The sequence below is a fragment of the Deinococcus actinosclerus genome (genome assembly GCF_001507665.1).
Taxonomy (GTDB): domain Bacteria; phylum Deinococcota; class Deinococci; order Deinococcales; family Deinococcaceae; genus Deinococcus; species Deinococcus actinosclerus.
Map to the genome: position 1 here is coordinate 828,131 of NZ_CP013910.1, position 24,011 is coordinate 852,141.

26 protein-coding genes and 1 tRNA gene are annotated in these 24,011 nt (G+C 71.3%); 18 read left to right on the top strand and 9 right to left on the bottom strand.

Annotated features, from left to right (window positions below):
* Positions 1–189 precede the first annotated feature (189 nt).
* The 4 genes from tdh (at position 190) to AUC44_RS04005 (ending at position 4,097) form a co-directional block, all read left to right on the top strand.
* Positions 190–1,215, top strand: coding sequence for an L-threonine 3-dehydrogenase (gene tdh, locus AUC44_RS03990; protein ID WP_062159671.1), 1,026 nt, complete (start codon positions 190–192; stop codon positions 1,213–1,215).
* A 295-nt stretch (positions 1,216–1,510) separates the two neighbouring features.
* Positions 1,511–2,728 carry a tryptophan--tRNA ligase gene (gene trpS, locus AUC44_RS03995; RefSeq protein ID WP_335338679.1) on the top strand — a complete coding sequence of 406 codons (1,218 nt, stop codon included), beginning with the start codon at positions 1,511–1,513 and terminating at the stop codon, positions 2,726–2,728.
* A complete protein-coding gene (gene dnaJ / locus AUC44_RS04000) occupies positions 2,647–3,771 on the top strand; it encodes a molecular chaperone DnaJ (RefSeq protein WP_062157493.1) in 1,125 nt (374 codons plus the stop codon). Before trpS ends, dnaJ begins: the two co-directional genes overlap by 82 nt.
* A complete protein-coding gene (locus AUC44_RS04005) occupies positions 3,771–4,097 on the top strand; it encodes a hypothetical protein (protein ID WP_062157494.1) in 327 nt (108 codons plus the stop codon). The genes dnaJ and AUC44_RS04005 overlap by 1 nt, the downstream gene beginning before the upstream one ends.
* Positions 4,098–4,152: 55 nt before the next feature.
* Here AUC44_RS04005 and AUC44_RS04010 read toward each other — a convergent pair whose 3' ends face one another.
* On the bottom strand, positions 4,153–5,583 hold the full coding sequence (locus AUC44_RS04010) for a phytoene desaturase family protein (RefSeq protein ID WP_062157495.1): 1,431 nt from the start codon (positions 5,581–5,583) through the stop codon (positions 4,153–4,155).
* A 193-nt stretch (positions 5,584–5,776) separates the two neighbouring features.
* Here AUC44_RS04010 and AUC44_RS04015 point away from each other — a divergent pair, with 193 nt between their 5' ends.
* Positions 5,777–6,772: a ribose-phosphate diphosphokinase gene (locus AUC44_RS04015; protein WP_058977524.1), complete on the top strand. Its 996-nt coding sequence runs from the start codon at positions 5,777–5,779 to the stop codon at positions 6,770–6,772.
* A gap of 75 nt (positions 6,773–6,847) precedes the next feature.
* Here AUC44_RS04015 and AUC44_RS04020 read toward each other — a convergent pair whose 3' ends face one another.
* Both AUC44_RS04020 and AUC44_RS04025 read right to left on the bottom strand, forming a co-directional pair.
* Positions 6,848–7,267, bottom strand: coding sequence for a hypothetical protein (locus AUC44_RS04020; RefSeq protein ID WP_062157496.1), 420 nt, complete (start codon positions 7,265–7,267; stop codon positions 6,848–6,850).
* A gap of 58 nt (positions 7,268–7,325) precedes the next feature.
* Complete coding sequence (locus AUC44_RS04025; protein ID WP_062157497.1) at positions 7,326–8,801, bottom strand: hypothetical protein; 1,476 nt, start codon at positions 8,799–8,801, stop codon at positions 7,326–7,328.
* Between the two features lie 254 nt (positions 8,802–9,055).
* Between AUC44_RS04025 and AUC44_RS04030 the strand changes: the two genes are divergently transcribed.
* Genes AUC44_RS04030 through AUC44_RS04045 form a run of 4 tightly spaced genes read left to right on the top strand, consistent with a single transcriptional unit; the run spans position 9,056 to position 12,085 of the window.
* Positions 9,056–9,946: a fructosamine kinase family protein gene (locus AUC44_RS04030; protein ID WP_062157498.1), complete on the top strand. Its 891-nt coding sequence runs from the start codon at positions 9,056–9,058 to the stop codon at positions 9,944–9,946.
* A gap of 53 nt (positions 9,947–9,999) precedes the next feature.
* Positions 10,000–10,860, top strand: coding sequence for a VOC family protein (locus AUC44_RS04035; protein ID WP_062157499.1), 861 nt, complete (start codon positions 10,000–10,002; stop codon positions 10,858–10,860).
* Between the two features lie 16 nt (positions 10,861–10,876).
* Positions 10,877–11,731: a hypothetical protein gene (locus AUC44_RS04040; protein ID WP_062157500.1), complete on the top strand. Its 855-nt coding sequence runs from the start codon at positions 10,877–10,879 to the stop codon at positions 11,729–11,731.
* Positions 11,732–11,764: 33 nt separating this feature from the next.
* Positions 11,765–12,085 (top strand): non-heme iron oxygenase ferredoxin subunit, encoded by a 321-nt coding sequence (locus AUC44_RS04045; RefSeq protein ID WP_062157501.1) that lies wholly within the window; start codon positions 11,765–11,767, stop codon positions 12,083–12,085.
* 140 nt (positions 12,086–12,225) lie between these two features.
* Here AUC44_RS04045 and AUC44_RS04050 read toward each other — a convergent pair whose 3' ends face one another.
* From AUC44_RS04050 to AUC44_RS04060, 3 genes are all read right to left on the bottom strand, one after another.
* The gene (locus AUC44_RS04050) at positions 12,226–12,654 is read right to left on the bottom strand and encodes a hypothetical protein (protein WP_062157502.1); all 429 of its coding nucleotides are present in this window, start codon (positions 12,652–12,654) and stop codon (positions 12,226–12,228) included.
* A 64-nt stretch (positions 12,655–12,718) separates the two neighbouring features.
* Positions 12,719–13,411, bottom strand: coding sequence for an ankyrin repeat domain-containing protein (locus tag AUC44_RS04055; protein ID WP_231724521.1), 693 nt, complete (start codon positions 13,409–13,411; stop codon positions 12,719–12,721).
* A 184-nt stretch (positions 13,412–13,595) separates the two neighbouring features.
* A complete protein-coding gene (locus AUC44_RS04060) occupies positions 13,596–14,768 on the bottom strand; it encodes an acetyl-CoA C-acetyltransferase (RefSeq protein WP_062157503.1) in 1,173 nt (390 codons plus the stop codon).
* Between the two features lie 142 nt (positions 14,769–14,910).
* On the opposite strand from AUC44_RS04060, the gene AUC44_RS04065 reads away from it, so the two are divergent.
* Genes AUC44_RS04065 through AUC44_RS04080 form a run of 4 tightly spaced genes read left to right on the top strand, consistent with a single transcriptional unit; the run spans position 14,911 to position 16,721 of the window.
* Positions 14,911–15,567, top strand: coding sequence for a hypothetical protein (locus AUC44_RS04065; RefSeq protein ID WP_062157504.1), 657 nt, complete (start codon positions 14,911–14,913; stop codon positions 15,565–15,567).
* Positions 15,564–16,064: a hypothetical protein gene (locus AUC44_RS04070; RefSeq protein WP_062157505.1), complete on the top strand. Its 501-nt coding sequence runs from the start codon at positions 15,564–15,566 to the stop codon at positions 16,062–16,064. The genes AUC44_RS04065 and AUC44_RS04070 overlap by 4 nt, the downstream gene beginning before the upstream one ends.
* Positions 16,061–16,492, top strand: coding sequence for a hypothetical protein (locus AUC44_RS04075; RefSeq protein ID WP_062157506.1), 432 nt, complete (start codon positions 16,061–16,063; stop codon positions 16,490–16,492). The genes AUC44_RS04070 and AUC44_RS04075 overlap by 4 nt, the downstream gene beginning before the upstream one ends.
* 1 nt (position 16,493) lies before the next feature.
* On the top strand, positions 16,494–16,721 hold the full coding sequence (locus AUC44_RS04080) for a helix-turn-helix domain-containing protein (protein WP_062157507.1): 228 nt from the start codon (positions 16,494–16,496) through the stop codon (positions 16,719–16,721).
* Between the two features lie 14 nt (positions 16,722–16,735).
* Here AUC44_RS04080 and AUC44_RS04085 read toward each other — a convergent pair whose 3' ends face one another.
* Entirely contained in the window at positions 16,736–17,326 is a 591-nt protein-coding gene (locus tag AUC44_RS04085; RefSeq protein WP_058977500.1) for an RNA polymerase sigma factor, read from the bottom strand.
* Between the two features lie 86 nt (positions 17,327–17,412).
* Between AUC44_RS04085 and AUC44_RS04090 the strand changes: the two genes are divergently transcribed.
* Positions 17,413–17,781: an FUN14 domain-containing protein gene (locus tag AUC44_RS04090; protein ID WP_417926363.1), complete on the top strand. Its 369-nt coding sequence runs from the start codon at positions 17,413–17,415 to the stop codon at positions 17,779–17,781.
* Between the two features lie 59 nt (positions 17,782–17,840).
* On the opposite strand, the gene AUC44_RS04095 is transcribed toward AUC44_RS04090, so the two are convergent.
* The gene (locus AUC44_RS04095; protein WP_062157509.1) at positions 17,841–19,736 is read right to left on the bottom strand and encodes a peptidylprolyl isomerase; all 1,896 of its coding nucleotides are present in this window, start codon (positions 19,734–19,736) and stop codon (positions 17,841–17,843) included.
* Positions 19,737–19,776: 40 nt separating this feature from the next.
* On the opposite strand from AUC44_RS04095, the gene AUC44_RS04100 reads away from it, so the two are divergent.
* Together AUC44_RS04100 and AUC44_RS04105 are read left to right on the top strand one after the other, a co-directional pair.
* A tRNA-Arg gene (locus AUC44_RS04100) sits at positions 19,777–19,853 on the top strand.
* A 228-nt stretch (positions 19,854–20,081) separates the two neighbouring features.
* On the top strand, positions 20,082–21,077 hold the full coding sequence (locus tag AUC44_RS04105; protein ID WP_062157510.1) for an SIS domain-containing protein: 996 nt from the start codon (positions 20,082–20,084) through the stop codon (positions 21,075–21,077).
* Between the two features lie 111 nt (positions 21,078–21,188).
* Here AUC44_RS04105 and AUC44_RS04110 read toward each other — a convergent pair whose 3' ends face one another.
* A complete protein-coding gene (locus AUC44_RS04110; protein ID WP_062157511.1) occupies positions 21,189–22,151 on the bottom strand; it encodes a homoserine dehydrogenase in 963 nt (320 codons plus the stop codon).
* 237 nt (positions 22,152–22,388) lie between these two features.
* Between AUC44_RS04110 and prfA the strand changes: the two genes are divergently transcribed.
* Positions 22,389–23,528, top strand: coding sequence for a peptide chain release factor 1 (prfA, locus tag AUC44_RS04115; protein WP_231724522.1), 1,140 nt, complete (start codon positions 22,389–22,391; stop codon positions 23,526–23,528).
* Positions 23,515–24,009, top strand: a complete 495-nt coding sequence (locus AUC44_RS04120) for an NUDIX hydrolase (RefSeq protein WP_062157512.1) — start codon at positions 23,515–23,517, stop codon at positions 24,007–24,009. Before prfA ends, AUC44_RS04120 begins: the two co-directional genes overlap by 14 nt.
* Positions 24,010–24,011: the final 2 nt, after the last annotated feature.

The following is a 24,011-nucleotide window of genomic DNA, read 5'->3' on the forward strand; positions in this document are numbered from 1 at the left end:
ACGCCGGGGCGCGCGCGGAGACGCACACGTTTCATTAAGCCTGCCCGGACCCCGGGGTGGGGACCCGTCCAGCCCAGACGACGCCACTGGTGACCGTCCCGTTGCGCCCCCGGGCCGCGCGGGGGTAGAACTGCCCCCGTGACCCACGACCTCGCCACTACGCCCCCCGACGCGACCCTGCCGGACACCATGCGCGCCCTGAGCAAACAGCACGCCCAGGAGGGCATCTGGATGACCGAGGCGCCGGTGCCCACACCCGGCCCGAACGACATTCTGATCAAGGTCCGCAAGGGCAGCATCTGCGGCACGGACGTGCACATCTACAAGTGGGACAGCTGGGCGCAGCAGACCATCCCCGTCCCGATGATCGTCGGGCACGAGTACGTGGGCACGGTCGCCGCGATCGGCAGCGAGGTCCGCGGCTTCCAGATCGGCGACCGCGTCAGCGGCGAGGGCCACGTCACCTGCGGGCACTGCCGCAACTGCCGCGCCGGGCGCCGCCACCTCTGCCGCAACACCCTGGGCGTCGGCGTGAACCGCCCCGGCTCCTTCGCCGAGTACCTCGTGCTGCCCGCCTTCAACGCCTTCAAGCTCCCCGACGACATCCCGGACGACATCGCCGCGATCTTCGACCCCTTCGGGAACGCCGTCCACACCGCCCTGAGCTTCGATCTGGTCGGCGAGGACGTCCTGATCACGGGCGCCGGACCCATCGGCGTGATGGCCGCCGCCGTCGCCAAGCACGTCGGGGCGCGCAACGTCGTCATCACCGACATCAACGACTACCGCCTCGACCTCGCCCGCAAGATGGGCGTCACCCGCGCCGTGAACGTCGCCCAGGAGGACCTGCGCGCCGTCATGCAGGAACTCGGCATGACCGAGGGCTTCGACGTGGGCCTGGAAATGAGCGGGTCGGGTCCCGCCTTCGCGCAGATGGTGGACGTCATGAACAACGGCGGCAAGATCGCCCTGCTCGGCATCCCCGCCGGACGCGTGGATATCGACTGGAACGGCGTGATCTTCAAGATGCTCACCATCAAGGGCATCTACGGCCGCGAGATGTTCGAAACCTGGTACAAGATGGCCGCCCTGATCCAGTCCGGCCTCGACCTGAGTCCCATCATCACCCACCACTACCCCATTCAGGACTACCAGCAGGGCTTCGACGCCATGCTCGGCGGCCAGAGCGGCAAGGTCATCCTGAACTGGGAGTAACGGGGAGTAAGGCAGGAAGCGGTGCGCGGTGACTCACTTTCATCCGCGCACCGCTTCCCCTTCGCCATCTGGCGGATGTTTCCCGTTCCCCTCGTGCGGCATGCTGCGGCGCATGAGCGTGTTCGTGCAGGTGTGGTGGCCCGGTGATCCGGGTGCCTTCGCCTGCTGACGTTCATCGTCGCGCCGCGCCCGGATTCAGTGTCCGGGCGCGGCTTTTTTCGTGTCTCTCGTGGAGGGGTGGAGCATGTCGAACATAGGAAATGGAGCAGGGCAGGCAACAGGGGAGAGGCCGCGCGTGCTGACCGGGGACCGCCCGACGGGCCGGCTGCACCTGGGGCACCTGGCGGGGTCGCTGCGGTCGCGGGTGGCCCTGCAGGACTCGCATGAGGTGTTCGTGCTCGTGGCGGACGTGCAGGGCCTCACCGATCACTACGAGCGGCCGGACGTGCTGCGCCGCAACATTCCGGAGGTGCTGCTGGACTATCTGGGCGCGGGCCTGGACCCGGCGCGGGTGACGTTCGTGCAGCAGTCGGGCGTGCCGGAACTGACCGAGCTGACGGTGTACCTGCTGAATCTGGTGACGGTGTCGAAGCTGCGGCAGAACCCCACCGTGAAGACCGAGATCGCGCAGAAGGGCTTCGGGGACGCGGTGCCGGCGGGGTTCTTCATCTACCCGGCGGCGCAGGTGGCGGACATCACGGCGTTCGGCGCGCAGGTCGTCCCGGTGGGGGAGGATCAGCTGCCCATGCTGGAGCTGACGCGCGAGGTGGTGCGGCGCTTCAACGGGTTGTACGGGCCGGCCGCCGACGGCAGGGACGTGCTGGTGGAACCGCAGCCGCTCCTGTCCTCTTCGCCGCGCCTGCCGGGGCTGGACGGGCAGGCGAAGATGGGTAAGAGCCTCGGCAACGCCGCGTACCTGTCCGACCCGCCCGACGAACTGCGCCGCAAGGTGATGGGCATGTTCACCGACCCCGCCCACCTGCGCGCGGCGGACCCCGGGCAGGTCGAGGGGAACCCGGTGTTCACGTACCTGGGCGCCTTCGACCCGGACGCGGCGCGCGTGCAGACCCTGAAGGACCACTACCGCGCCGGGGGGCTGGGCGACGTGACGGTCAAACGGCACCTGCTGGACGTGCTGGACGCCGAACTGACCCCCATCCGCGAACGCCGCGCCGCGTACGCGCAGGATCTACCGGCGGTCATGACCCTCCTGCGCGAGGGCACGCAGCGGGGCCGCGACGTGGCCGCGCAGACGCTGGCGCAGGTGCGGGCCGCGCTGTTCTGGCGGGAGGGGTGGGGTGCGGGGGGTGCGCCGCCTGCCGGGCCCCCTACCGCCTGCCGGCAACCCACTCCCCTTCTGCCCACTTTTCCTGAGTGTGGTCGTGTTAACCTGTGGCCGGAGGTCGGGCCTCGCCCGGCGAGACACGACATATGGATTACTACGAACTGCTGGGCGTCGCGAAGACCGCGAGTGCCGATGAGATCAAGTCCGCTTACCGCAAACTGGCCCTGAAGTACCACCCCGACCGCAACAAGGAAGAGGGGGCAGCGGAGAAGTTCACGCAGATCAACGAGGCGTACGCCGTCCTCAGCGACACGGAGAAACGCGCGCACTACGACCGCTTCGGCAGCGCGCCGGGCGCGGGCATGCCCGGCGGCGACCCGTTCGGCGGGATGGGCGGCGCGGGCTTCGATCCGATGGACATCTTCGAGCAGCTGTTCGGCGGCGCGATGGGTGGCCGGGGCGGGCGGCGCGGCCCGGCGCGCGGGGACGACCTGGAGACCGAGGCGTTCGTGAGCCTCGCGCAGGCCCGCGCGGGCGAGGAGATCGAGGTCACGGTGGACCGCCTGACCACCTGCGAGCACTGCGACGGCACGAAGACCGAACCCGGCGGCAAGCCGCCCAAGACCTGCACGACCTGCGGCGGGGCGGGCGCGGTGCGCGCGCAGGCCCGCACGATCTTCGGCGTGGTGGAGACCCAGCAGGCCTGCCCCACCTGCCGCGGCGAGGGCCAGATCGTGCAGGACCCCTGCACGGTGTGCAAGGGCCGGGGCCGCACCCTGAAGGCCGAGACCGTGAAGGTCAAGCTGCCCAAGGGGATCGACGAGGGCTACCGCATCCGCGTGAGCGGCGCGGGCAACGAGGGCCCCGGCGGGAACGGCGACCTGTACGTGCACATCGAGATGGAGAAGCACCCCGAGCTGCGCCGCGAGCAGGAGCACCTGATCCACACGGCGAAGATCGGCTTCGCGAAGGCCGCGCTGGGCGGGCAGATCACGGTGCCCACCCTGGACGGCCCGCACACGGTCGAGGTGAAGGCCGGCACGCAGCACGGCGAACTGCACCGCCTGCGCGGTCAGGGCATGCCGCGCCTCCAGGGGTCCGGGAACGGTGACCTGATCGTCGAGTACGACGTGATCGTGCCCAAGCCGGGCCAGCTGAACCCCGAGGCGCGCGAGGCGCTGCTCGCCTACGCCCGCGCGGTGGGTGACGAGGTGAACGAGAAGCACGAGGGCTTCTTCGACCGGGTCGGCAAGATCTTCCGGGGCGAGTGATGCGCCGCCTGAGAGTGTGGACGGGGGCGGTCCTGCTGGGCGTCACGCTGAGCGCGTGCGGCGCCGATCAGATCGTCACCCCGGACGAGTACACGCGCCTGACGCCCGGCATGACACTGGTGCAGGCGCAGCAGGTCGTGGGGGACCAGGGCCAGCCGGTGCAGGCGCTGGCGGGTCAGGCGCACCGCTGGGAGAACGCGGACGGCAGTTTCGCGCAGGGTACGTTCCTGGCGGGCCGCGCCGTGGACTTCGATCAGGAGGGCCTGCTGGCCGAGGCGGGCAGCAAGAGCAAGCTGAAGAAGCTGCGCAAATCCAACCGCCGCTGACCGCCGCGCCGGGTGGGCCGCGCCGCCTCTGAAGGGAGGACGGGCGGCCCGTCTCCTATGGGGCGCGCAGCCTGAACTCGTCGTGCAGGGCGGCCTGCGCGGCGTGGTAGCCGCTCATGCCGTGAATGCCGCCGCCGGGCGGGGTGGCGCTGGAGCAGAGGTACACCCCTTTCACCGGGGTGCGGTACGGGGTGGGGGTGGGCAGCGGGCGGGCCAGCAGGCCCCACAGGTCGCCGCGCCCGCCGTTCACGTCCCCGCCCTGGAAGACCGGGCTGAACGCCTGCAACTCCGGCGCGGTGGTGCGCCGCCGGGCCAGGATCAGCCCCTGCCAGCCGGGTGCGAAGTGGTCGATCTGCGCCTCCATCGGCCCGCTGGCGTCGCCCGCGAAGCCGCCTGGCACGTGCGAGTACGCCCAGAAGGTGTGCCCACCGGCAGGTGCGCGGCTGGGGTCGAAGAGAGTGTGCTGCGCGGCGAGCACGTAGGGCCGCGCGGGCACCTGCCGCCCGGCCACCCGTTCGGACTCGGCGAGGTCGGGCGCGAGGCCGCCCAGGTGGACGGTCGCGGCGCGCGCCACGCGCGGGTCCGCCCAGGGCATGGGGCCGGACAGGGCGTAATCGAGTTTCTGGAGGCCCGGCCCGTAGCGGTAGCCCTCCAGCGCAGCGCGGTACCAGCCCGGGGCGCGGTCACCCAGCAAGTCCAGCAGCACGCGGGGACTGCTGTCCACCAGGGTCACGCGGGCGGGCGGCAGGTCCCGCGCGGACCGCACCGTCACGCCGGTCAGGACCTCGCCGCCCAGGAATTCCAGGTACGCGCGCAGGGCGTCCGCCAGGGCCTGCGCCCCGCCACGCGGGAATGGCCAGCCCACCGCGTGCGCCAGCAGCGCCAGCACCAGCGTCATGGCGGCCGTGCCGGGCGTGGTCAGCGGCAGGTTGCTGTGCGCCGCCAGCCCCGCCCACAGCGCCCGGCCCTCCGGCGTGCGGAACAGCGTTTCCCCGACGAACGCCGCACTCGGCAGGCCCCGCAGTCCGAAGCGCGCCAGGGACAGCGGGTGGCGCGGCGGGCGCGGCAGGGGCCGCAGGATGTCGTCCAGCAGACCCTCCCAGTCGGCCAGGAGCGGGGCCATCAGGCGCACCCAGGCGGGCCCATCCCGGCCCAGCGCGGCGGCGGTGGCGTGCAGGTCCCGCTCCAGCGTCACGCTCCGCCCGCCCGGCAGCGGGTGAGCGACCGGTGCCTCCGGCTGCACCCAGTCCAGCCCGAACGCATGCAGCGGCCACGCCCGGAAGGCCGGACTGGCCACCGCCAGCGGATGAATCGCCGAGCCCACGTCATGCGTGAACCCCGGCAGCGTCAGCTCCGCGCTGCTCAGGCCACCCCCCACCCGGCCGTGCGCCTCGAGCACCTGCACGCGCAGCCCGGCCCGGGCCAGCGTCACCGCCGCCGACAGCCCGTTCGGCCCGGCCCCCACCACCACGGCGTCCAGCGTCATGCCTCCCACCCTAACGCCCCCACCCCCGCGTCCCCCTTGAGCGGACGTTCACCGCGCGTGTTCCCCGCCCGGGCACGCCTCACGGGTATGACAGTCCCATCACAGGGCAGGTATGCTGCTGAGCGGTCAACAGTCGCGCTCCACGCGGGCGCGTATCAACCCCCGCCCCACCCCCCCTTCTGGAGGATTCCCCGTGTCCGTCCCCCACCGCGCCCCCGCCGAACTGCTCAACAGCCGCCGCTCACCCCTGCTGGTGTTCGCCGGCCAGAGCAACCGCCCCCTCGCCCAGGCCATCTGCGACCACCTGGGGGTGCCGCTGGGCCGCAGCAAGACCGAGAAGTTCACGAACGACAACATCATCGTGCACTACGAGGAAAGCCTGCGCGAAGGGGACGTGTTCATCGTCCAGACCTTCAGCAACCCCGTCAGCGACTCGATCATGGAACTCATGCTCATGATCGACGCCGCCAAGAGCGCCAGCGCCGGACGCGTCACCGCCGTCATCCCCTACTACTCCTATGCCCGCAGCGACAAGAAGGACAGCCCCCGCATCTCCATCGCCGGGCGCCTCATCGCCGACCTGCTGCAGGAGGCCGGGGCGGACCGCATCCTGACCATGACCCTGCACGCCCCGCAGGTGCACGGCTTCTTCAAGGTGCCCGTCGATCACCTCTCGGCGGACCTCGTGCTCAGCGAGCACTTCCGGCAGTGCGTGCCCGACGCGCACAACGGCGTCGTCCTGGCCCCCGACGCGGGCAGCATCAAACGCGCCTCGCAGATCGCCCGCCGCCTCGACAGCGGCCTCGCCATGATCGACAAGGAACGCCTCTCCGACACCGAAGTGCGCCCCCGCGCCCTGATCGGCGACGTGGACGGCAAGACCGTGTTCATCGTTGACGACGAGATCAGCACCGCCGGCAGCCTCGTCGAGACCGTCAACATCGCCCGCAGCATGGGCGCCAAGGACGTGTACGTCGCCGTCACGCACGGCGTGTACTCCGGCCCCGCCATCCAGCGCATCGCGGGCCTGGACGTCACGCAGGTCGCCAGCACGAACACCGTGCTCGTGCCCGACTCGAAGGTCGAGGCGTCCAACGGCAAGCTGGCCGTGCTGGACGTCGCGCCGCTGTTCGCGAACGCCATCACGAACATCCACACCGGCGCCAGCGTCAGCACCCTGTTCACCTGAGCAGCGCGTCAGGACGGTGGGGAGGGGTCGCGAGATCCCTCCCCGCTCTGTCTTCCTGTGTGGGCTGAGCCGGTCTTACTGGGGCTTCCGGGACACCCGGTACTTCCACGAAATCTGCTCCACCGGGGCCGGGCGCGTCTCGATCAGGTGTGCCGTTCCGAAGGGCCGGGCAATGCCGAGGCGTCCAGACCCGGTGTCTCCAACGAACAGATCGTAGGTGTGCAGCGCGTCCTGAGCCGGATCCAGGGTCAGCCGGAAATAGAAGGGGGTCAGGCCAGGGTCGATCAGGAGAATGGCCCAGCCATAGAGTTCTGCCGCGTTCGTCGCCAGCTTGCGGCCGCTGGTGAGAAGGACGACGTCCAGGTATTCCCCTACCCACTCCGGGTACGGCTCGCGCAGCAGCTGCGGAATACAGTAGGCCAGGTCGTCCTGGAGACTGATGGACAGCTCCGGGGGACACTTCTGAACCGGTCTGGGTCTGGACGAGCAGTTCACGCAGGTGGGCTGCGAGCCGGGATTCGAGTGTCTGAGACATTGGACGATCCGGGCGCCATTATGCCGTAGCCGGGGCGAGCCAGCGGGCGCGGGGCAGGAGCAGGAGCAGCAGCGTGGCGGCCAGGACGGTGAGGATCAGGCCCGCGTGACCGCCGGTCAGGAAGGCCAGGGGCAGCGCGGCGCAGGCGAGCAGGGGCAGCAGGGTCGTGCGGGCCTGTCGGGGACCGCCGAGGATCACCCAGGCGAGGCCCGCGCCGAGCAGGCTGCCGAGGACCTCGGCGGGGAGGAGGGGCAGGTACGCGGTCAGCACCCCGCCGAGGGTGAAGCCCAGCGCGAGGCCCAGCAGCGCGCCCCCGAGCGTGAGGGGCGCGAGGGGCGTGCGGCGCGTGACGGCCCACAGCGGGATCAGCAGCGCGGCCAGCACCACGGCGAGGCCCTGCGCGAGGTGCACCTTGGTGAGGGTCTCGCGGACGCTGCCCTGCGTGAAGACCACGGCGACGTCCTGCGCGGTCACGGCGTTCTTCAGCTGCCAGCGCAGCGTGGCGGGGCCGCCCAGCGCGGGGCGGGTCTGGCTGGTGGGGAACAGCGAGTACCGCTGGAACTTGGCGGGGCGGTCGGCGGTGACGGTCACGTCGAGGTCCCGGATGGCCTCGCGGCGGCTGAGCTGGTAACTCCAGGCGCGGGAGCCCTGGTGCGCATACGCGACCTGCACGTCCACGCTGCCTCCGGCGGGCACCTGCCCTTCCCAGACGCTGCCGCTGAGCAGGTCGCTGGCGCTGAGGGCCTGGCCGTTCACGGTCAGGGTGAAGCCGCTGAGGGTGCCGCTCCCGCCGGGCAGCGGGAACGCGAAGCGCAGTGTGGCGGGGGTGCTCAGCGGGTTGCGGAAGCGGTAGCTGGCCTGGAAGGCGGCGGTGTAGTACGTGCCGCGCCCCCCGGCGGGCTCCACGAAGCGCAGGTCGGCGTGGACGACGCTGCGGTCGAAGTCCAGTGGCCGTTCGGACTGCATGACGACTTCGCGGGTGTAGCGCAGGCCCGCCGGGGTGCGGGTGAAGTTCTCGCGCAGGTCCTGCACGGTGTCGCCGGGGTTCCCCAGGTACGGCAGCAGGCTGTCCAGGCTGTTCGTGACGCGGATGCGGGTGGCGACGTCGTTCGGGAGGAGAAGACTGCGGGTGTACGTGTGGCTCTCAAGGAGGGCGGCGCTGGGTGCGATCTGCACGGTCTGCCCGCCGTCGGGGTCGGCGGCGTTGGCGTAACGGGCGCTCTGCTGCGCGGCGATCCGGGCGTCCACGGCGCGGCGCGACACGTTCAGCACGAGCAGGGAGGTCGCCAGCAGCAGCGCGGCCAGCGCCCACCCGCCGAGGTCCGGCGCGCGGGTGCTCAGCCCGTGCAGCGCGCGGCGGGCGCGGTCCCGGTCGATCAGGGCGAGGCTCCCGAGGGCCAGCGCGAGCACGGCCAGGACGAGGGCGGCGGGCAGGGCGAGGTCGAGTAGGGCGCGCAGCGCGCCGAGCAGGACGGTCAGGGCGGTCTGAACCATACGGCCTCCGGGCCTCCGGTGGGCTGGTCCTGACGGGACCGGCTCACCCGGGCAGAGCGAGAAGGAGCGGCGAGGGTTCCGGACGTGGAGCTGGATGACCGGTGGGGGTGCGGGGTGGGCCAGCGCAACAGACGGACGCCGACTGGGGATGGGGGAGAGGTTGTGGTGGATGTTGCTCCCCGGAGTACACCACTCATACTCTTCGTGAAGCGTCCCTCTTTGGTTGCAGGGATCTGGGCGGGGCACGATGGAGCATGACGCTCCTCGACCTGCCCGTCCGGCCCCTGACCCCGCTGCTGGAGATGCACCTGGGCGCGGGCATCCGCGCGGCGCAGCGGCTGCACGGCGGGGACATCAGCGACACGTTCCGGCTGGACACCACGCGCGGCCCCTTCGTCCTGAAGACCTCGCCGCAGAAGGCAGGTGGCCGCCTGCCGGACGGGTTCTACGCCGCCGAGGCGCACGGCCTGGGCCTGCTGCGCCCGGGGCCGCTGATCACCCCGGACGTCATCGCGCACGGCAGCGGCCCCGCCGGGCAGCCGTACCTGCTGCTGTCCTGGCTGCCGCCCGGCGAGGACACGCCCGCCGCGCAGGACGCCCTGGGGCGCGGCCTCGCGGCGCTGCACGCCCGCCCTGCCCCGGGCTTCGGGGGCCTGCCCGACAACTATTTCGCGTCCCTGCCGCAGCGCAACCCGCCCGCTGCAAGCGCGGCCGAGTTCTTCTGGACGGCGCGGCTGGAGCCGCTGCTGACCCGTGAGCGGCTGTACCTGACGCCCCGCGACCGCTCGGGCTTCGACACGCTGCGGCAGCGGCTGCCGGACCTGATCCCGCCCGAGCCGCCCGCGCTGGTGCACGGCGACCTGTGGCACGGGAACGTGCACTACACGCCGCGTGGTCCGGCCCTGATCGACCCGGCGGTCGGCTACAGCCACCGTGAGGTGGACGTGGCGGCCCTGCGGCTGTTCGGCGGCGTGCCGCGCCGGGTGTTCCAGGCGTACCACGAGGCCTACCCGCTGGCGGACGGCTGGGAGGCGCGAGTGCCCCTGTGGAACCTGTACCCGCTGCTGGCGCACCTGCTGCTGTTCGGCGAGGGATACCTGGGCCGCACGCGCGAGGCGCTGCACGCGGCCCTCGACCCCCAATAGGTTGGTTTTGCAAACCGGTTGATTTATCAAAGCATAAGGGGCACACTACGGGTATGACCACTGACTCCGTCCTGCCCGCCAGTACCCACGTCGGCGCCGTGCACCTGAACGTCCGCGACCTGAACGGCACCGCCGCGTTCTACGCCACGCTCCTCGGCCTGAGTGCCACCACCCTCACTGAGACAGACGTCACCCTGGCCGCCCACGGCACGCCGCTGCTGCACCTGCACGCCGCCCCGGACCTGCCCCGCGCGCCCGTCAGCCGGCCCGGCCTGTACCACACCGCCTTCCTGCTTCCCACCCGCGCCGCCCTGGGCCGCTGGCTGGCGCACGCCGCGCGGCTGGGCCACCGCATCGGCAGCGGCGACCACCTCGTCAGCGAGGCCTTCTACCTGAATGACCCCGAAGGGAACGGCATCGAGGTGTACGCCGACCGCCCGCGCGACACCTGGACGTGGCGGGACGGCCAGGTGCAGATGGACACGAAAGCCGTGGACGCCGCCGCCGTCCTCGCGTCCGCCGGGATCGACCCCGCCACGCTGGACGGCACGGCGCCCTTCACCGCGCCGCAGGGCACGACCGTCGGGCACGTGCACCTGAAGGTCGGCAGCGCCGCGCAGGCCGCCCGCTGGTACGCCGACACCCTGGGGCTGGACGTCGTCGCGGACCTCGGCAGCGCCGCGTTCCTCTCGTGGGGCGGGTACCACCACCACGTCGGCCTGAACGAATGGCACAGCGCCGGGCAGCCCGCGCCGAGCACCCCCGCCGCCGGACTGGCCGGCGTGACCTTCCACGCCCCCGACCTGGGCGCCCTGCGTGCCCACCTCGCGGGCCGCGCGGACGTGCAGAACGAGGGTGGCCACCTGACCCTGCGCGACCCCTGGGGCAACCGCGTGACCGTCGCCCAGCGCTGATTCTGTACGCTGGGGCATGCGCGCCTCCCTCCGAACGCTGCTTCTGGCCGGCCTGCTGACCCTAATCCCCAGCACGGCGCAGGCCGCCGCGCCCGCCGGACTGCACCCCGTCCTGGCCACGCTGCCCGGCAGCGGCGGCACGTACCTGCTGGGCGGCTGGCAGGACGGCCGCTGGCTGACCGACGCCCAGACCCGCTCCCGGATGACCGCCGGGGCGGCGTATACCCGCCTGCCCCTCGGCGGCTCCTCCGCCCGCGTGCAGGGGAGCCGCCCCGCCTCGCTGGGCGAACCGTGCGAGGCCACCTTCGAGGTGAAGGTCACGCCCGCCCGCGAGGGGATGGCGGTCCTGACCTCGGCCCGGCTGAACGCCCAGCCGCGCCCCGTCACGGTGCTCCCCACCCGAAACGCCACGTACGAGGCCGCCGTCCGGGACGAACTCAAGCGGCGGGGCCTGCCGAACCCACAGGTGAACCTCACCCGCCTGATCCGCGCCGACCTGGACGGCAACGGCACGCAGGAAGTCATCATCGAGGCCCGCCGCTTCCAGAACGGCCGGGACGACTCCCCGCCGCCCGTCGGGCAGCCCGGCGACTACAGCCTCCTGCTGCTGCGCGCCGTGGTGAACGGCAAGGTCGTGACCACCGTCCTGGGCGAACACATCGCCCCGCAGACCCCCTGGGATTCCGGCAGCAGCGAACCGATGCCCATGGCAACCCTGCACCGCCTGGCGGGCGTGGCCGACCTGAACGGCGACGGCCGCATGGAACTCGTCCTGTACGGCGCGTACTACGAGGGTTCGGGCTTCAGCGTGCAGCAGTGGACGCCCGCCGGACTGAAGGGCACGCCGCTGGAAAGTGGCTGCGGCGTGTAAAGCCCGCGCGGGCAGGCGCTACACTCGCGCCTGATGAGCGACACGCCCGCCCGCACCCTCGTCGGCCCCGCCGAAGCCCTGCCCGACGGTCAGCAGACCGCCGTGGACGTCGGTGGGATCAGCGTGGTCGTCGTGAACTTCGAGGGGCAGTTCTACGCCCTGCGCAACAACTGCACCCACAAGGACTTCCCGCTGCTGGGCGGGGACGTCAGCATGGGCCGCATCACCTGCGAGAAACACGGCGCGAAATTCGAACTCGCGACCGGCAAGGCCAGGACGCTGCCCGCCGTGAAACCCGTCAAGCTCTACCGCACGCAGGTCGAGGATGGCCAGCTGTACATCTCCGAGCTGTAACCACACAGCAGGAGGGGGACGCCGTGACCGTCACGGCGTCCCCCTTCGCGGCTGAGTCTAGAAGCCGCGTTCCGTGTCGCCGTGCACCTGACTCTGCAGTTCCGGCGTCTCACCTTCGGGCAGGTCGCCGGGGCGCTGGCTCACGCGGGGGGGCCCTGCTCGCTGGGCGGCGTGTACCCGGGGTTCGGGTCGACGGCCCGCTGCTGGGATTCCAGCGCCATCGTCGTGGACGCGTTGATGCCCACGCCCGCCGTCGGCACGATGGTGTCGAGGTTCTCGCCGCCCAGCCCGGCCACCGTCTCCGCCCCGGCGAAATCGGCGTCCTGCGGCGTGTGCTCCATGGCGGCCACGTCACGCGTGGCGAGGTGATCGAACTGCCCGGTCACCTCCTTGGCGCTGGTGGGCTCGACCGGCTCGTACTTGCCCTGGTCGGCGCTGCCCACACGGTCCTCGGCGGGCGTCGTCGTGTACGCCTCCTGGTGGTCGTCCTTCGGATCGGGCGTGTCGAACCCGGTCTGCGCGCCGTGCTCGCCCGTCCGCTGCGGGTTGCGGTCATCGTGATTGGTCATGCGCCCAGTCTGACCCGCACGTTCCGCGCCTGCCTTCGGGCTTTCTTCAGCCACCCGAACGGAACTATTCAGGAAGAAGCGGCCCCTCCAGAGAGTCGGCCAGCGCCGCGTGCCCCTCCTCACGCGCGAAGTCCGCCGCGCGGCGACCGTCCGCCGTCTGGACGTCGGCGTCCGCGCCCCGCCTGCGCAGGAATAGCACGACGCCCGCGTCGCCGTTCTGCGCGGCGGCCATCAGCGGCGTGAACTCGCCCTGCTGCGTGGCGTTCACGTCCGCGCCCGCCATGACCAGCGCCCGCGCCAGCGCCCCATGCCCGCCCGCCACCGCCGAGTGCAGCGGCTGCACCCGCATCGCGTTGCGGCTGACCGCGTTCACGTCCGCCCCGCGCGCCAGCAGCGCCTCCGCGACCCCCGCGTGCCCGAAGAACGCCGCGAGGCCCAGCGGACTGAACCCGTCCCCGCTCAGGCCGCCCACCAGCGCCGGGTCGGCGTCCAGTTCGCGCGCCAGGGCCGCCTCGTCCCCCAGCGCCGCCGCCTCGAACACGTTCAGCGGCGCGCCCAGGTCCACGAGCACGCGCGCCATGTCCGCCCGGCCGTAGTACACCGCGAACAGCACCGGACTCACGCCCATCGGGCTGGGCAGACCCAGCAACTCGCTGTCCGATGCCACCAGGGCGCGAAGCAGCGCCTCGTCCCGCGTCTTGATCGCCAGGAAGAACGCCGCCTCGCGGTCCCCCACCACGTCCATACTGTCCGTCATGTGCCCAGGGTAACGGGCGCAGGGGCGGGCATTGCCGTCCTCGTGCCAGGTGGGTCGGACAGGGGCGCAATCAGCTGGTTGACACGAGTCTGGCGATGCTGGCGCCGCCGACCTGAATGGGAGTCGGGCACGCCTGCACAACAGGGGGCGTGCCCTGAAGACTATGTTGCGGTCTGGCGCAGCGTTACGCCCGCGCGCGGACGACGACGGCGATGCCCATGCCGCCGCCGATACATAGGCTGGCGACGCCGGTTTCCTTACCGAGGCGGCGCAGCTGGTGGATCAGCGTGACGAGCACGCGCGCCCCGGAAGCGCCGATGGGGTGTCCGAGGGCGACGGCGCCGCCCGTGACGTTCACGCGGGCGGGATCGGCGTTCAGGTCCCGCATGACGGCCAGGGACTGCGCGGCGAACGCCTCGTTCAGCTCGAACAGGTCCACGTCGGCGACGGTCATTCCGGCGCGGGTCAGGGCGACCGGGACGGCCTTGGCGGGGCCGATGCCCATGATGGCGGGGTCCACGCCGATGGCGGCGTAGCTGGCGATCTCGGCCAGGACGGGGAGGCCGTGCGCCTGGGCGTACTCCTCGCTGGCGACCAGCAGCATGGCGGCGCCGTCGTTGATGCCGCTGGCGTTCCCGGCGGTGACGGTGCCGTCCTTCCTGAAGGCGGGTTTCAGTTTGGCGAGGGCCTCGGCGGTGGTGGCGCGCGGGTACTCGTCGGCGCTGAAGGTCGTGGGGCCCTTGCGGCCGGGCACCTCCACGCTGACGAGTTCATCCGCGAAGAAGTTCCCGTCCAGCGCGGCGGCGGCGCGGGTCTGGCTTTCGAGCGCGAAGGCGTCCTGTTCCTCGCGGGTCAGGTTCCACTGCGCCGCGATGTTCTCGGCGGTGATGCCCATGTGGTAGTTGCCGAACACGTCCGTCAGGCCGTCCGACAGGATGGAGTCCAGCGCCTGCGCGTGCCCCAGCCGGTACCCTTCACGGGCGCGGGGGAGGAGGTACGGGGCGCGGCTCATGCTCTCGGTGCCGCCCGCGAGGTACAGCTGCCCGTCCCCGGCGCGGATGCCCTGCGCGGCGCTGATGACCGCCTGGAGGCCGCTGCCGCACACGCGGTTCACGGTCAGGCCCGGCACGTCCTGCGGGAGGCCCGCGCCGATCCCGACCTGACGGCCCACGTTCATGCCGCTCCCGGCCTGCAGGACGTTCCCCACGATCACGTCCGCCACGTCCGCGCCGCTGACGCCCTCCAGCACAGCCTTCGCGGCCGTGACGCCCAGGTCGGCCGCCGAGACGTCCTTCAGGCTGCCCATGAAGCTTCCGATCGGCGTGCGTTTCGCCGCCACGATCACCAGTTTGCTCATGCCCGGAGAATAACGGGCGTTCGTTACAGCGGCGGGTCACCGGGGTGGGAACGGGGGCGTGCAGCTGTGCTTGACGCTCCACGGCTCAACGGTCATATTGAAAAACGATAATATCGAAGATCGATAAATCCCTGGAGGCTTCATGCTGACTCCCGCCCGCGCCCACGCCATCCTGTCCTTCACGCTGAGCACGCTTGGCGTCCTCACAGCCCTGATGCTGCTGGTCTTCCTGTTGGGTGTGTTCACGTCCGGTAACAGAACCCAGACCGTGTTCAGCATGAACATTCCCCTCGATCTCACGCTCAGCCTGCCGGGCGGCCAGTACAACGTCTCGACCTTCCACCTGCCGCTCGGCGACCTGCCGGGATGGGTCGGACTTGGCTGGCTGGCCGCATTCACCCTGCTCATGGCCGGCGTGATCGGCCTGCTGTGGCGCGCCCGGCAGTTCACACGCCGCCTGCTGAGCGATCCGTTCCACCCCGCCAACGCTGCTGATCTGACCCTCGCCGCGCGACTGGCCCTGATCGGGCAGGTGGTGGCCGCGCTGCAACCCCTGCTGAACGGCTGGATGTTCGCCCGCATCCAACCCCTGGAGGCTCTGCGCCGCCAGCTCCCGGAGGACGCCATCGTGCGCGGCCTCAACACCGACAGCAGCCTTCCCTTCAGCCTGTTCGGCGTGAACCTCACCCCCTTGCTGATTGCTGCGGTCTGTGTGCTGTTCTCCGCCGCCCTCGCCCAGGCGGCACACATCCGCGAGCAGGAACGCCAGCTGCGCGCCGAACAGGAGCTCACCGTATGACCCCACACCGGCACACCCTGAACGCCCTGCTGCTGCTCCTGACGGTTCCCACGGTCCTTAGTCTGGTGGGGCTGGGCCTGCTGCTCCTCGCGGCCCTGACGTTCATTCCGCATGACCTGCGCCTCAGCGCGGCGCTGGGCCTGTGGGCGGGGGTCAGTTTCGCCGGGTGCTGGCACCTGAACCGCGCCATCGGGCTGACGCGCCGGGACGGTCCCCTGCACGGTGAGGTCAGCGAGCACCTGTTCCGCGCCGGGCAGAGACTCTTCTGGAGCGCCCTGCTGGGCACTCCCCTCTCGCTGGCCGCCGTGTGGCGCATGGCGCCCGACCTCGGGCTGACGGAGGAACGCTCGACCGGCGCGCTGCTGGACGTCGTGCTCAGCCCTGAGCTGCTGCTCGGTACCCTGGTGTCCGTGACGCTGCCGCTGCTGCTCATGGCCCTCTCCGGCTGGCTGGATGAGGGGCGCGCCAGCCTGGACCGCCAGAGGACGACCATATGACCCTGACCACATTGCTGCGCACCCGCGCCCTGACGCGCCTCGAACGGCTGTGCCAGTTGGGCCTGATCCTCGGCACGGGCGCGCTGATCTACGGCCTGACCCAGCGGGGCTGGTCCGCGTTGCCCCAGATGCTCCTGGGAAGTCTCCCGGGCGCGCTGGCCCTGCTGTTCCTGTGGCGGGCCGCCCGCGCCAGCCGCCAGGGCACCCTGAGCGTCATCCCGCGCGAGGTCGCGCTGGCGGGCGTGGCCCTGCTGGGCGGTCAGGTCATCCCGGCCCTGCTGCCGCTGGTCACCGCCGATCCGCTGATGCTCGCCAGCAGCGCTGGACTGCTCGTGTTTTCAAGCCTGCCCGGCGTGGGTCTACTGGCGTTCGCGGCGGTGCTGAACGTCACCTTCCAGGTGCTGCGCGACGAGGAACTCACGGTCTGACATGCCTATCCGCGTGCACCTCGACGACCTGCTGGAACAGCGGGGCATGACCCTCTCGGAACTCTCGGCGCGGGTGGGGATCACGCTGGCGAACCTCAGCATCCTGAAGACCGGGAAGGCCCGCGCGGTGCGCTTCAGCACCCTGGACGCCCTGTGCCGCGCGCTGAACTGCCAGCCCGGCGACCTGCTGCGCTGGGAGGACGGCCCCTCCGACCACGACGGGATGTAGTCGCCTGCGTGGGGTCAGTGGACGTCCGCGACGCTTTCCAGCAGGTCGGCGAGCTGCTCCTTGGCGCGGAACACGCGGCTCTTGGCCGTGCCGACCGCCACGCCCTGAATCTGCGCGATCTCGTCGTAACTGAGGTCCTCCACGAAGCGCAGCACGACCGCCTCGCGGTACTCGTGTGGCAGCTGCGACAGGGCGCGCTGCACGCGGTCCTGCGCGTCGGCACTCTCGGCGGCCTGCACGGGCGAGCGGCGCTCGCTGGTCACCTCGAAGCCCACGTCCTCACGCGCCTGTTCCAGCGAGAAGCGTTGCAGCTGCTTGCGGCGGTGCGATTCGATCTGGGTGTTGCGCGCCACCTGATACAGCCACGGCAGCACGCGCTCCCCGGCGCGGAAGGTGCGGATGCTGCGCCACGCGCGGTAAAAGACCTCCTGCGTGAGGTCCAGGGCGTCCTCGCTGTTGCCTTCCAGGCGGTACAGGTAGCCGTACATGCGGCCCTCATATTCCTGCACGAACTCGAACCAGGCCTGCTCCTCGCCCGCGCACAGGCGCCCATACAGCTCTGGGGAGATCACGTCGGGAAGGGAGGGCTCGGTCGGGAGGGTCACGGTGCCTACACCATACCGCGCCTCACCCCGGGCCGCCCTCCGCCTTTCGGCGCAGCCGTCCCGGCGCACGCTAGGATGCGCGCACCTTGAGCGTCACCGGCCCCATGTCCTCCCTCCTGCCCGCCGCGCCGACCGGGGTCGCAGACACGCTGAAGTCCCTGCTGCCTGACCTGAGCGTGGGCGCGCTGCTGGGCTTCGCCACCGGCGTGGCGCTCCGGCATGTCGGGCGCTGGGCCCTGGTGGGGCTGGGCCTGCTGTTCATCACGCTGCAGGTGCTGGCGTACTTCGATCTGGTCAGCGTGAACTGGCTGCGCGTGCAGGCGCTGGCCGGGCCGTGGCTGGCGCAGGGCCGCGAGAACGGCGGCGCGTGGCTGACCCGCCTGCTCACCGCGAACCTGCCGTTCGCGGGGGCGTTCACGGCGGGCCTGCTGCTGGGCCTGCGCGCCCGCGTGTAGCCACGAAAAACCGCCCCGGCACCTGGGTGACCGGGGCGGGGCGGGGCGGGGGAGGGACTTTACTTGTCGGCGGGGGGCGCCGTGGTGGCGCTGCCGCCCGGCGTGGCGTCGGTCGCCGCGCCGTCCGTCTTGCCGCCGGCGCCGCTGTCCTTGGCGGGCGTGGCGGGCGTCTTGGGCGCCGCCGCGGCCACACGCTTCTCCTGCGCGGCCAGCACGGTCTTCAGGTTGTCGGTGGGCTTGAGGGTCTTCACCTGGGCGTCCAGGAAGGTCTGGCCCTCGCTGCTCTTCTTCTGGCCCAGCACGACCGGTTCGATCTGGTCGCGGACCTGAGCGAAGGTCTTCGCCTCGGCGGGCTTCAGATCGGTCACGTACAGCACCGAGTAGCGGTCGCCGACCTTCACCACGTCGCTCAGGCTGCCGTCGGCGGCGTCCTTGAGGGACTTGGCGGCGAAGACGGCGGCGTTCAGTTCCTCGCTCAGCTTGCCGTCACCGGCGGTCACGGCGCCGCGCTCGCTGACGGTGCCGCCGACCTTGCTGGCGGCCGAGACGAAGTCCCCGCGCGTGAAGCTGCCCCGGAAGGCCACGGCCTTGGCCTGATCCTTGAAGCTGGCCTCGCTGACCGTGGCGCTGGCGGGCGACTCGAACTGGGCCTTGTTCTCGGTGTAGTACGCCTGCAGGTCCGCGTCGGTGACCTTCGCGTTCCGCGCGCCGTAGGCGGCGACGCCCTGCGCGATCTCCTGGCGGGTGCCGACGAGGTTCAGTTTCAGGCGCTCAGCGATGGTGGGCGCCGCGTACCCCTGGATGATCTGCTGCACGACCTGGGGCTTGAGGATGCCGTTCACGAGCTGCGAGGCCTGTTCGGCGGGCACCTGCTGGAGCAGGCTGGCGAACTGCTGGTTGTTCACGACCTGCTCGATCACCTGCGAGTAGCGGACGTTCTGCCCGGCGACGGTGGCGACCGTCGGGTCTTCCACCTTCCAGTTCAGGTCCTTGAACTCGATCTTGGCGTCCTTACGCAGGCCCTCGACCCAGGCTTCCACGGCGGCGTTCTGCTTGCTGGCGTTCACGGCGGTGGCCACGTCGCTCTTGGCCTCGGCGAAGGGCTTGGCGCTGGGGGCGAGGTACTTCTCGACCTTCACGATGTAGAACTTCCCGCCGCTTTCCACGACGTCGGTCAGGCCGCCGTCCTTCAGCGCGAAGGCGGCCGCGCCGACCTCGCTGGGCAGCGCCACCTGCGCCACCGGGCGGGGCGCGCCGTTCTCGATGGGGCCCAGGGCGCCGCCCCGGTCCTTGAACTCGGTGCTGTTGGCGCCCGCGAGCTGCGCGAAGTCCGCGCCGCCCCTGAGCTGCTTGAGCAGGTCGGCCGCCTTGGCCTTGTCGCTGACCACGATCTCGCGGCCCTGGATGCGCGCGTCCGTCTGGTACTTCTCCTGGTTCAGGTCGTAGTACGCCTGAAGTTCCGCGTCGGTCGCGGTGGGCACGGCCTTCTTGATCTCGTCGACCCGGCGCTCGATGGCGAGGCTCTGGCGCACCTGCTTGCGGTACTCGCTGTCGGTCAGGCCCACGCCCTGCAGCGCGTCCGTCCAGGCCTTGTTGTCGGTCAGGTTGTTCTGCGCGCGGACTTCCTTGACCTTGGCGTCCACGTCGCCGCGGCTGACCTTGATGTCCTTCACGGCGTTCGACACGAGCGTCTGGTCGATCTGCTGCGCGACCACGTAGGTCTTGAAGTCGTCGCCGAGCACGCCGGTGTCGGTGCTGCTCAGCACCTGGTTGCCGCGCTTGGCGGCTTCGAGCTGCTCGACGGTGACGGTCGTGCCGTTCACGGTCAGGGCGGGCGTGCCGGTCTGCTTGTTGAACAGGCTGCCGAGGTTCGGGGTGAACTGGTAGGCCATGCCGACCACGAGCAGCAGGGCCAGGACGCCCATCAGGACGTTCACGAGTTTCTTCTTGTTCACTTGATCTCCTTCATGCGAAGTGCTAGGGTACCGGAGCTCTGCACTCGTAGCTCAGGTGGATAGAGCGTTGGCCTCCGGAGCCAAAGGCCACTGGTTCGAGTCCAGTCGAGTGCGCCACACACTGAACGCCACCCCTCGGGGTGGTGTTTTTCGTTCAGGACGCGGACGTCCCCGGCAGTTGTCTGGAAGCGCACGCGCCGGATTCTAGCACGCAGAATTAAGCGGGCGTGAAGAAAGAAAGGGCGTGCTGGACAGTGTTTTGGTGTAGACGGCCGGCCGCGCATGAAGGCGTGAGCTGCCCCCCGACCGGTGCCCGGCCGCGCCGCAGCCTGTACCCTGGAGGGCATGAGCACCCACCTCCTGACCCTGCTTGAAACGCTGCCCGGCAGCTACAGCGGCCCCACCCGCCCCGAGGAGGCCCCCTACGGCCTCGTCGGCAGCGGCGAGGGCACCCTGGCGGCGCACCTCGCGCAGACGCTCGTGGCGAGCAGCCTCACCCGCAGCGGCACCCAGTTCGTCCTGAGCAGCCCCGACGCCGCCGCCCTCGCCACCGACTACGCCGACCTCGCCAGCGTCGCGGGCGCGCAGGTGCGCCGCGTCGCCACCGGCGGCACCCCCGAGGAGATCGACACCCTGGTCCCCGGCGGGCCGCTCGCCACGTACCACTTCGCGCAGTTCGTCGCCCACGCCACGGGCCACAGCGAGGACGCCCAGGCCGCCGACGCCCTGCTGGGCGACCTCGCCGCCCGCTGCGCCCCGCACGTCACGGACAACAACCCTGCTCGCGACCTCGCCTGGAGCCTGTGGGGCCGCACGCCGCTGCTGCTCGCCGCGCCTGACGCGGACGCCCTGCCGCACGCGTGGCAGCAGCTGCTGGCCCGCACCGGCAAGACCCTCAGCGTGCCCCTGATCGGCGATCCCCTGCCCCTGGTGACCGGCGCGTTCGAGGCGCAGCACGAGAAGGGCGACGCCAAGGTCGCCGTGATCCTCGGCGACGCCGACGACACCCTGCTGCTCGCGCGCGAGGTGCTCGAATCCCGCATCGATGAGATCATCCACGTGCCCTACCCGGACGGCGCCGTCGGCTACCCCGCGCAGCTGGCCCTGTGGTACTTCGGCGCGTGGGTGGCCGCGTACCTCGCCGAACGCTACGGCGCGTCCGCCGCCGACCAGCCCGTCCTGGCCCGCGCGCAGGGCGTCATGAGCGGCGAGGACCGTGAACAGGCGCGCCTGGCCGCGCCCCGCGACGACCTGCGCCGCACGAACGTCGTCAAGGACTGGGCCGACGACCAGGACCTGGACGACGTGGAACTCGACGAGGAAGACCGCGACGAGGAGTGAGTGGGCTGTGGGGCGTGGATCGGTCGCCTGACCCGCCCCACCTAGGCCACCAGATAGTGAAGCAGGGGGCGTCGGCGTCCGCCTTCGCTCCCTGCTCTCGCGGCTGCCCAGTCAGTGCAGCGGCACGTGTCCAGGGAAGCCGATCACCCAGTCGAGCAGGTCGCCGACCATGGCGCTCGCGGTGACCATGCCGCCCGCGCCGCCCCCGGCGAAGATCAGGGTGCCGCATTCCTCGCCCTCGTACACCATGGCGTTGCGGCTGGCCCCGGCGGTGCACAGCGGGTGGTCCTCCGGCAGCGACTGCGGGGAGACGCGGGCCTGCCACTCTCCATTCACGCTCTCCAGTTCCGCCACGAGCTTGATGCGTTCGCCGCGTGCGCGGGCCGCCTGCACGTCCGCGAGGGTCAGGTCCTCGATGCCCTGCACCTGCACGCGGTCGTACGGGAAGTTGCCGTCCGCGCAGAAGCGCGCCAGCACCGTCAGTTTGTGCGCCGTGTCGAAGCCCCCGACGTCCAGGGTGGGCGGGTCCTCCGCGTACCCCAGCGCCTGCGCTTCCGCCAGGGCCTGCGCGTACTCCTTGCCCTGCTCCATCTGCGTGATGATGTACAGGCACGTGCCGTTCAGCACCGCCTGCAGGCGCTCGAAGGTGCTGGCGCGCAGCACGGTGCTCATCGGGCCGATCACGGGCGTCCCGGCCATCACGGACGCCTCGTAGTACAGCTTGCCGTCCAGGGCGTAGGCGCGCAGCTCGTCCCATTTCTCGGCCAGCAGCGCCTTGTTCGCCGTGATCACCGGGCGGCCCGAGCGCAGGTGCGGGCGCAGCAGGCTCATGGGGTGCTCCACGCCGCCCATCGCCTCGATGACCACGCCGCACTCCTGCAAGAAGGCGGGGTCGGTCGTCAGGGGCGTGCCGGGCGGGCAGGCGCGCGGGCGGGTGGTGTCGCGCACGAGGACGCCCGCCACCTCGATCCGCACACCCAGATCGGCGAAGATCGCCTCGCGCCTCCGGATCAGGTTCAGGACGTCCTGCCCCACGGTGCCACAGCCCAGCACGCCCACGGTCACGGTTCTCATGCGCCCGACTGTAGCGCCCGCGCCCCCCGCGTCCGGACGCCTGGATTAGACGCGTCCTCCCGCGGGACCCGCTGCCACCTGCCAGCCGTGACCGACGCCGGACCTGACAGGCGGCAACTCCACGGGGGCCCACTGTGAGGGCCGCGTCAGGAGAACGTGTCCGCAGCCGCTCACGGGGGGGCGCTAGACTGCACTCATGATTCCCGTGTCCACCCTGTCTGCCCACAGCCGTCCGCCGTGCCGAGCACGCGGGCGCTCCCCCGCCCCGTGAGTCGCCTCGACGAGCTCGCGGCGGAATTCGGCAAGGTCGAGCGGGCGCTGGGCGACCCGGCCGCGCTGGCCGACCCGCGCGAGTACGCCCGCCTGACCCGCCGCCACCGCGAGCTGCTGCCGCTCGTGACCCTGCTGCGTGAACGCGACGGGCTGGCAGGGGACCTGCGCGGCGCGCGCGAACTCCTCACCGACCCCGACATGCGCGACCCTGAGCTGCGCGAACTGGCCGCCGGTGAGGTGCAGGCCCTGGAGGCGCGGCTGGCCGAGATCGAATCGGACCTCGTCGTGCTGCTGCTCCCCACCGATCCGGACGACGCCAAGGACGTGATCCTGGAACTGCGCGCCGGGGCGGGCGGCGCCGAGGCCGGGCTGTTCGTGATGGACCTGCTGCGCATGTACACCCGCTACGCCGAGGGGCTGGGCCTGAAACTCAGCGTTCTGGACGCCAGCGAGAGCGACCTGGGCGGCGCGAGCAAGGTCGTGGCCGAGGTCACGGGCGACGGCGCGTTCCGGGCCTTCCGGTGGGAGCGCGGCGTGCACCGCGTGCAGCGCGTTCCCGCCACCGAGAGCCAGGGCCGCATCCACACGAGCACCGTCACGGTGGCCGTGCTGCCCGAGGCCGACACGGCAGAGGTCCAGCTCGACCTGTCCGAGGTGCGCATCGACGTGTTCCGCTCGCAGGGCGCGGGCGGGCAGGGCGTGAACACCACCGACTCGGCCGTGCGCGCCGTGTACCGCGCGGGCACGCCCGACGAGATCATGGTCGTGTGCCAGGACGGCCGCTCGCAGATCAAGAACCGCGAGAAGGCCCTCCAGGTGCTCGCCGCGCGCCTCGCCGAGCGGGAACGTGTCGCGCGCGAGGAACGCGAACGCAGCGACCGCGCCGCGCAGGTCGGCAGCGGCGACCGCAGCGAGAAGATCCGCACGTACAACTACCCCCAGAACCGCGTGACCGACCACCGCCTGGAAGGGGAGGGCAAGAACCACCCCCTCGACAGCGTGATCGCGGGCGCGCTGGGGCCGGTCGTGGCGAACCTCGCCCGCGCGCAGCGCGAACTGCAACTCCTCCAGATGGGCGAGGAGGGCCAGCATGGCGCGGCGTGACCTGCTCGTCGCCGCCGGGATCCTCCGCGACCGCTTCGGCCGCGTGCTGCTCGTCGGCAACGACTGGCAGGGCCACGGGCGCGTGCGCCACACCCTGCCGGGCGGCGTGGTCGAACCCGGCGAGACCCTCCCCGAGGCGCTGTACCGCGAGATCTACGAGGAGACCGGCCTGAAGCTGACGGGCATCAGGCACATGGCCTACACCGTGCACATCGAGGACGAACGCCGCGGCGAACGCGCCATCGCCGTGGCGTTCGAGGCCACCTGGGACGGCCTCCTGAATCCCGCTGACCCCGACGGGTTCATCGTGGAGGCCCGCTTCTGCACCGTCGAGGAGGCGCTGGAAAAGATCGAGGCGCCCCCCATGCGCGAGCCCCTGAGCGACTACCTGCTCACCGGGGAACCGGGCCGCTTCTACGCCTTCAAGGGCTGGGACGGCCGCGGCGGCCTGCGCATCCCGGCCCTGAAACCCCGGCCCTGACC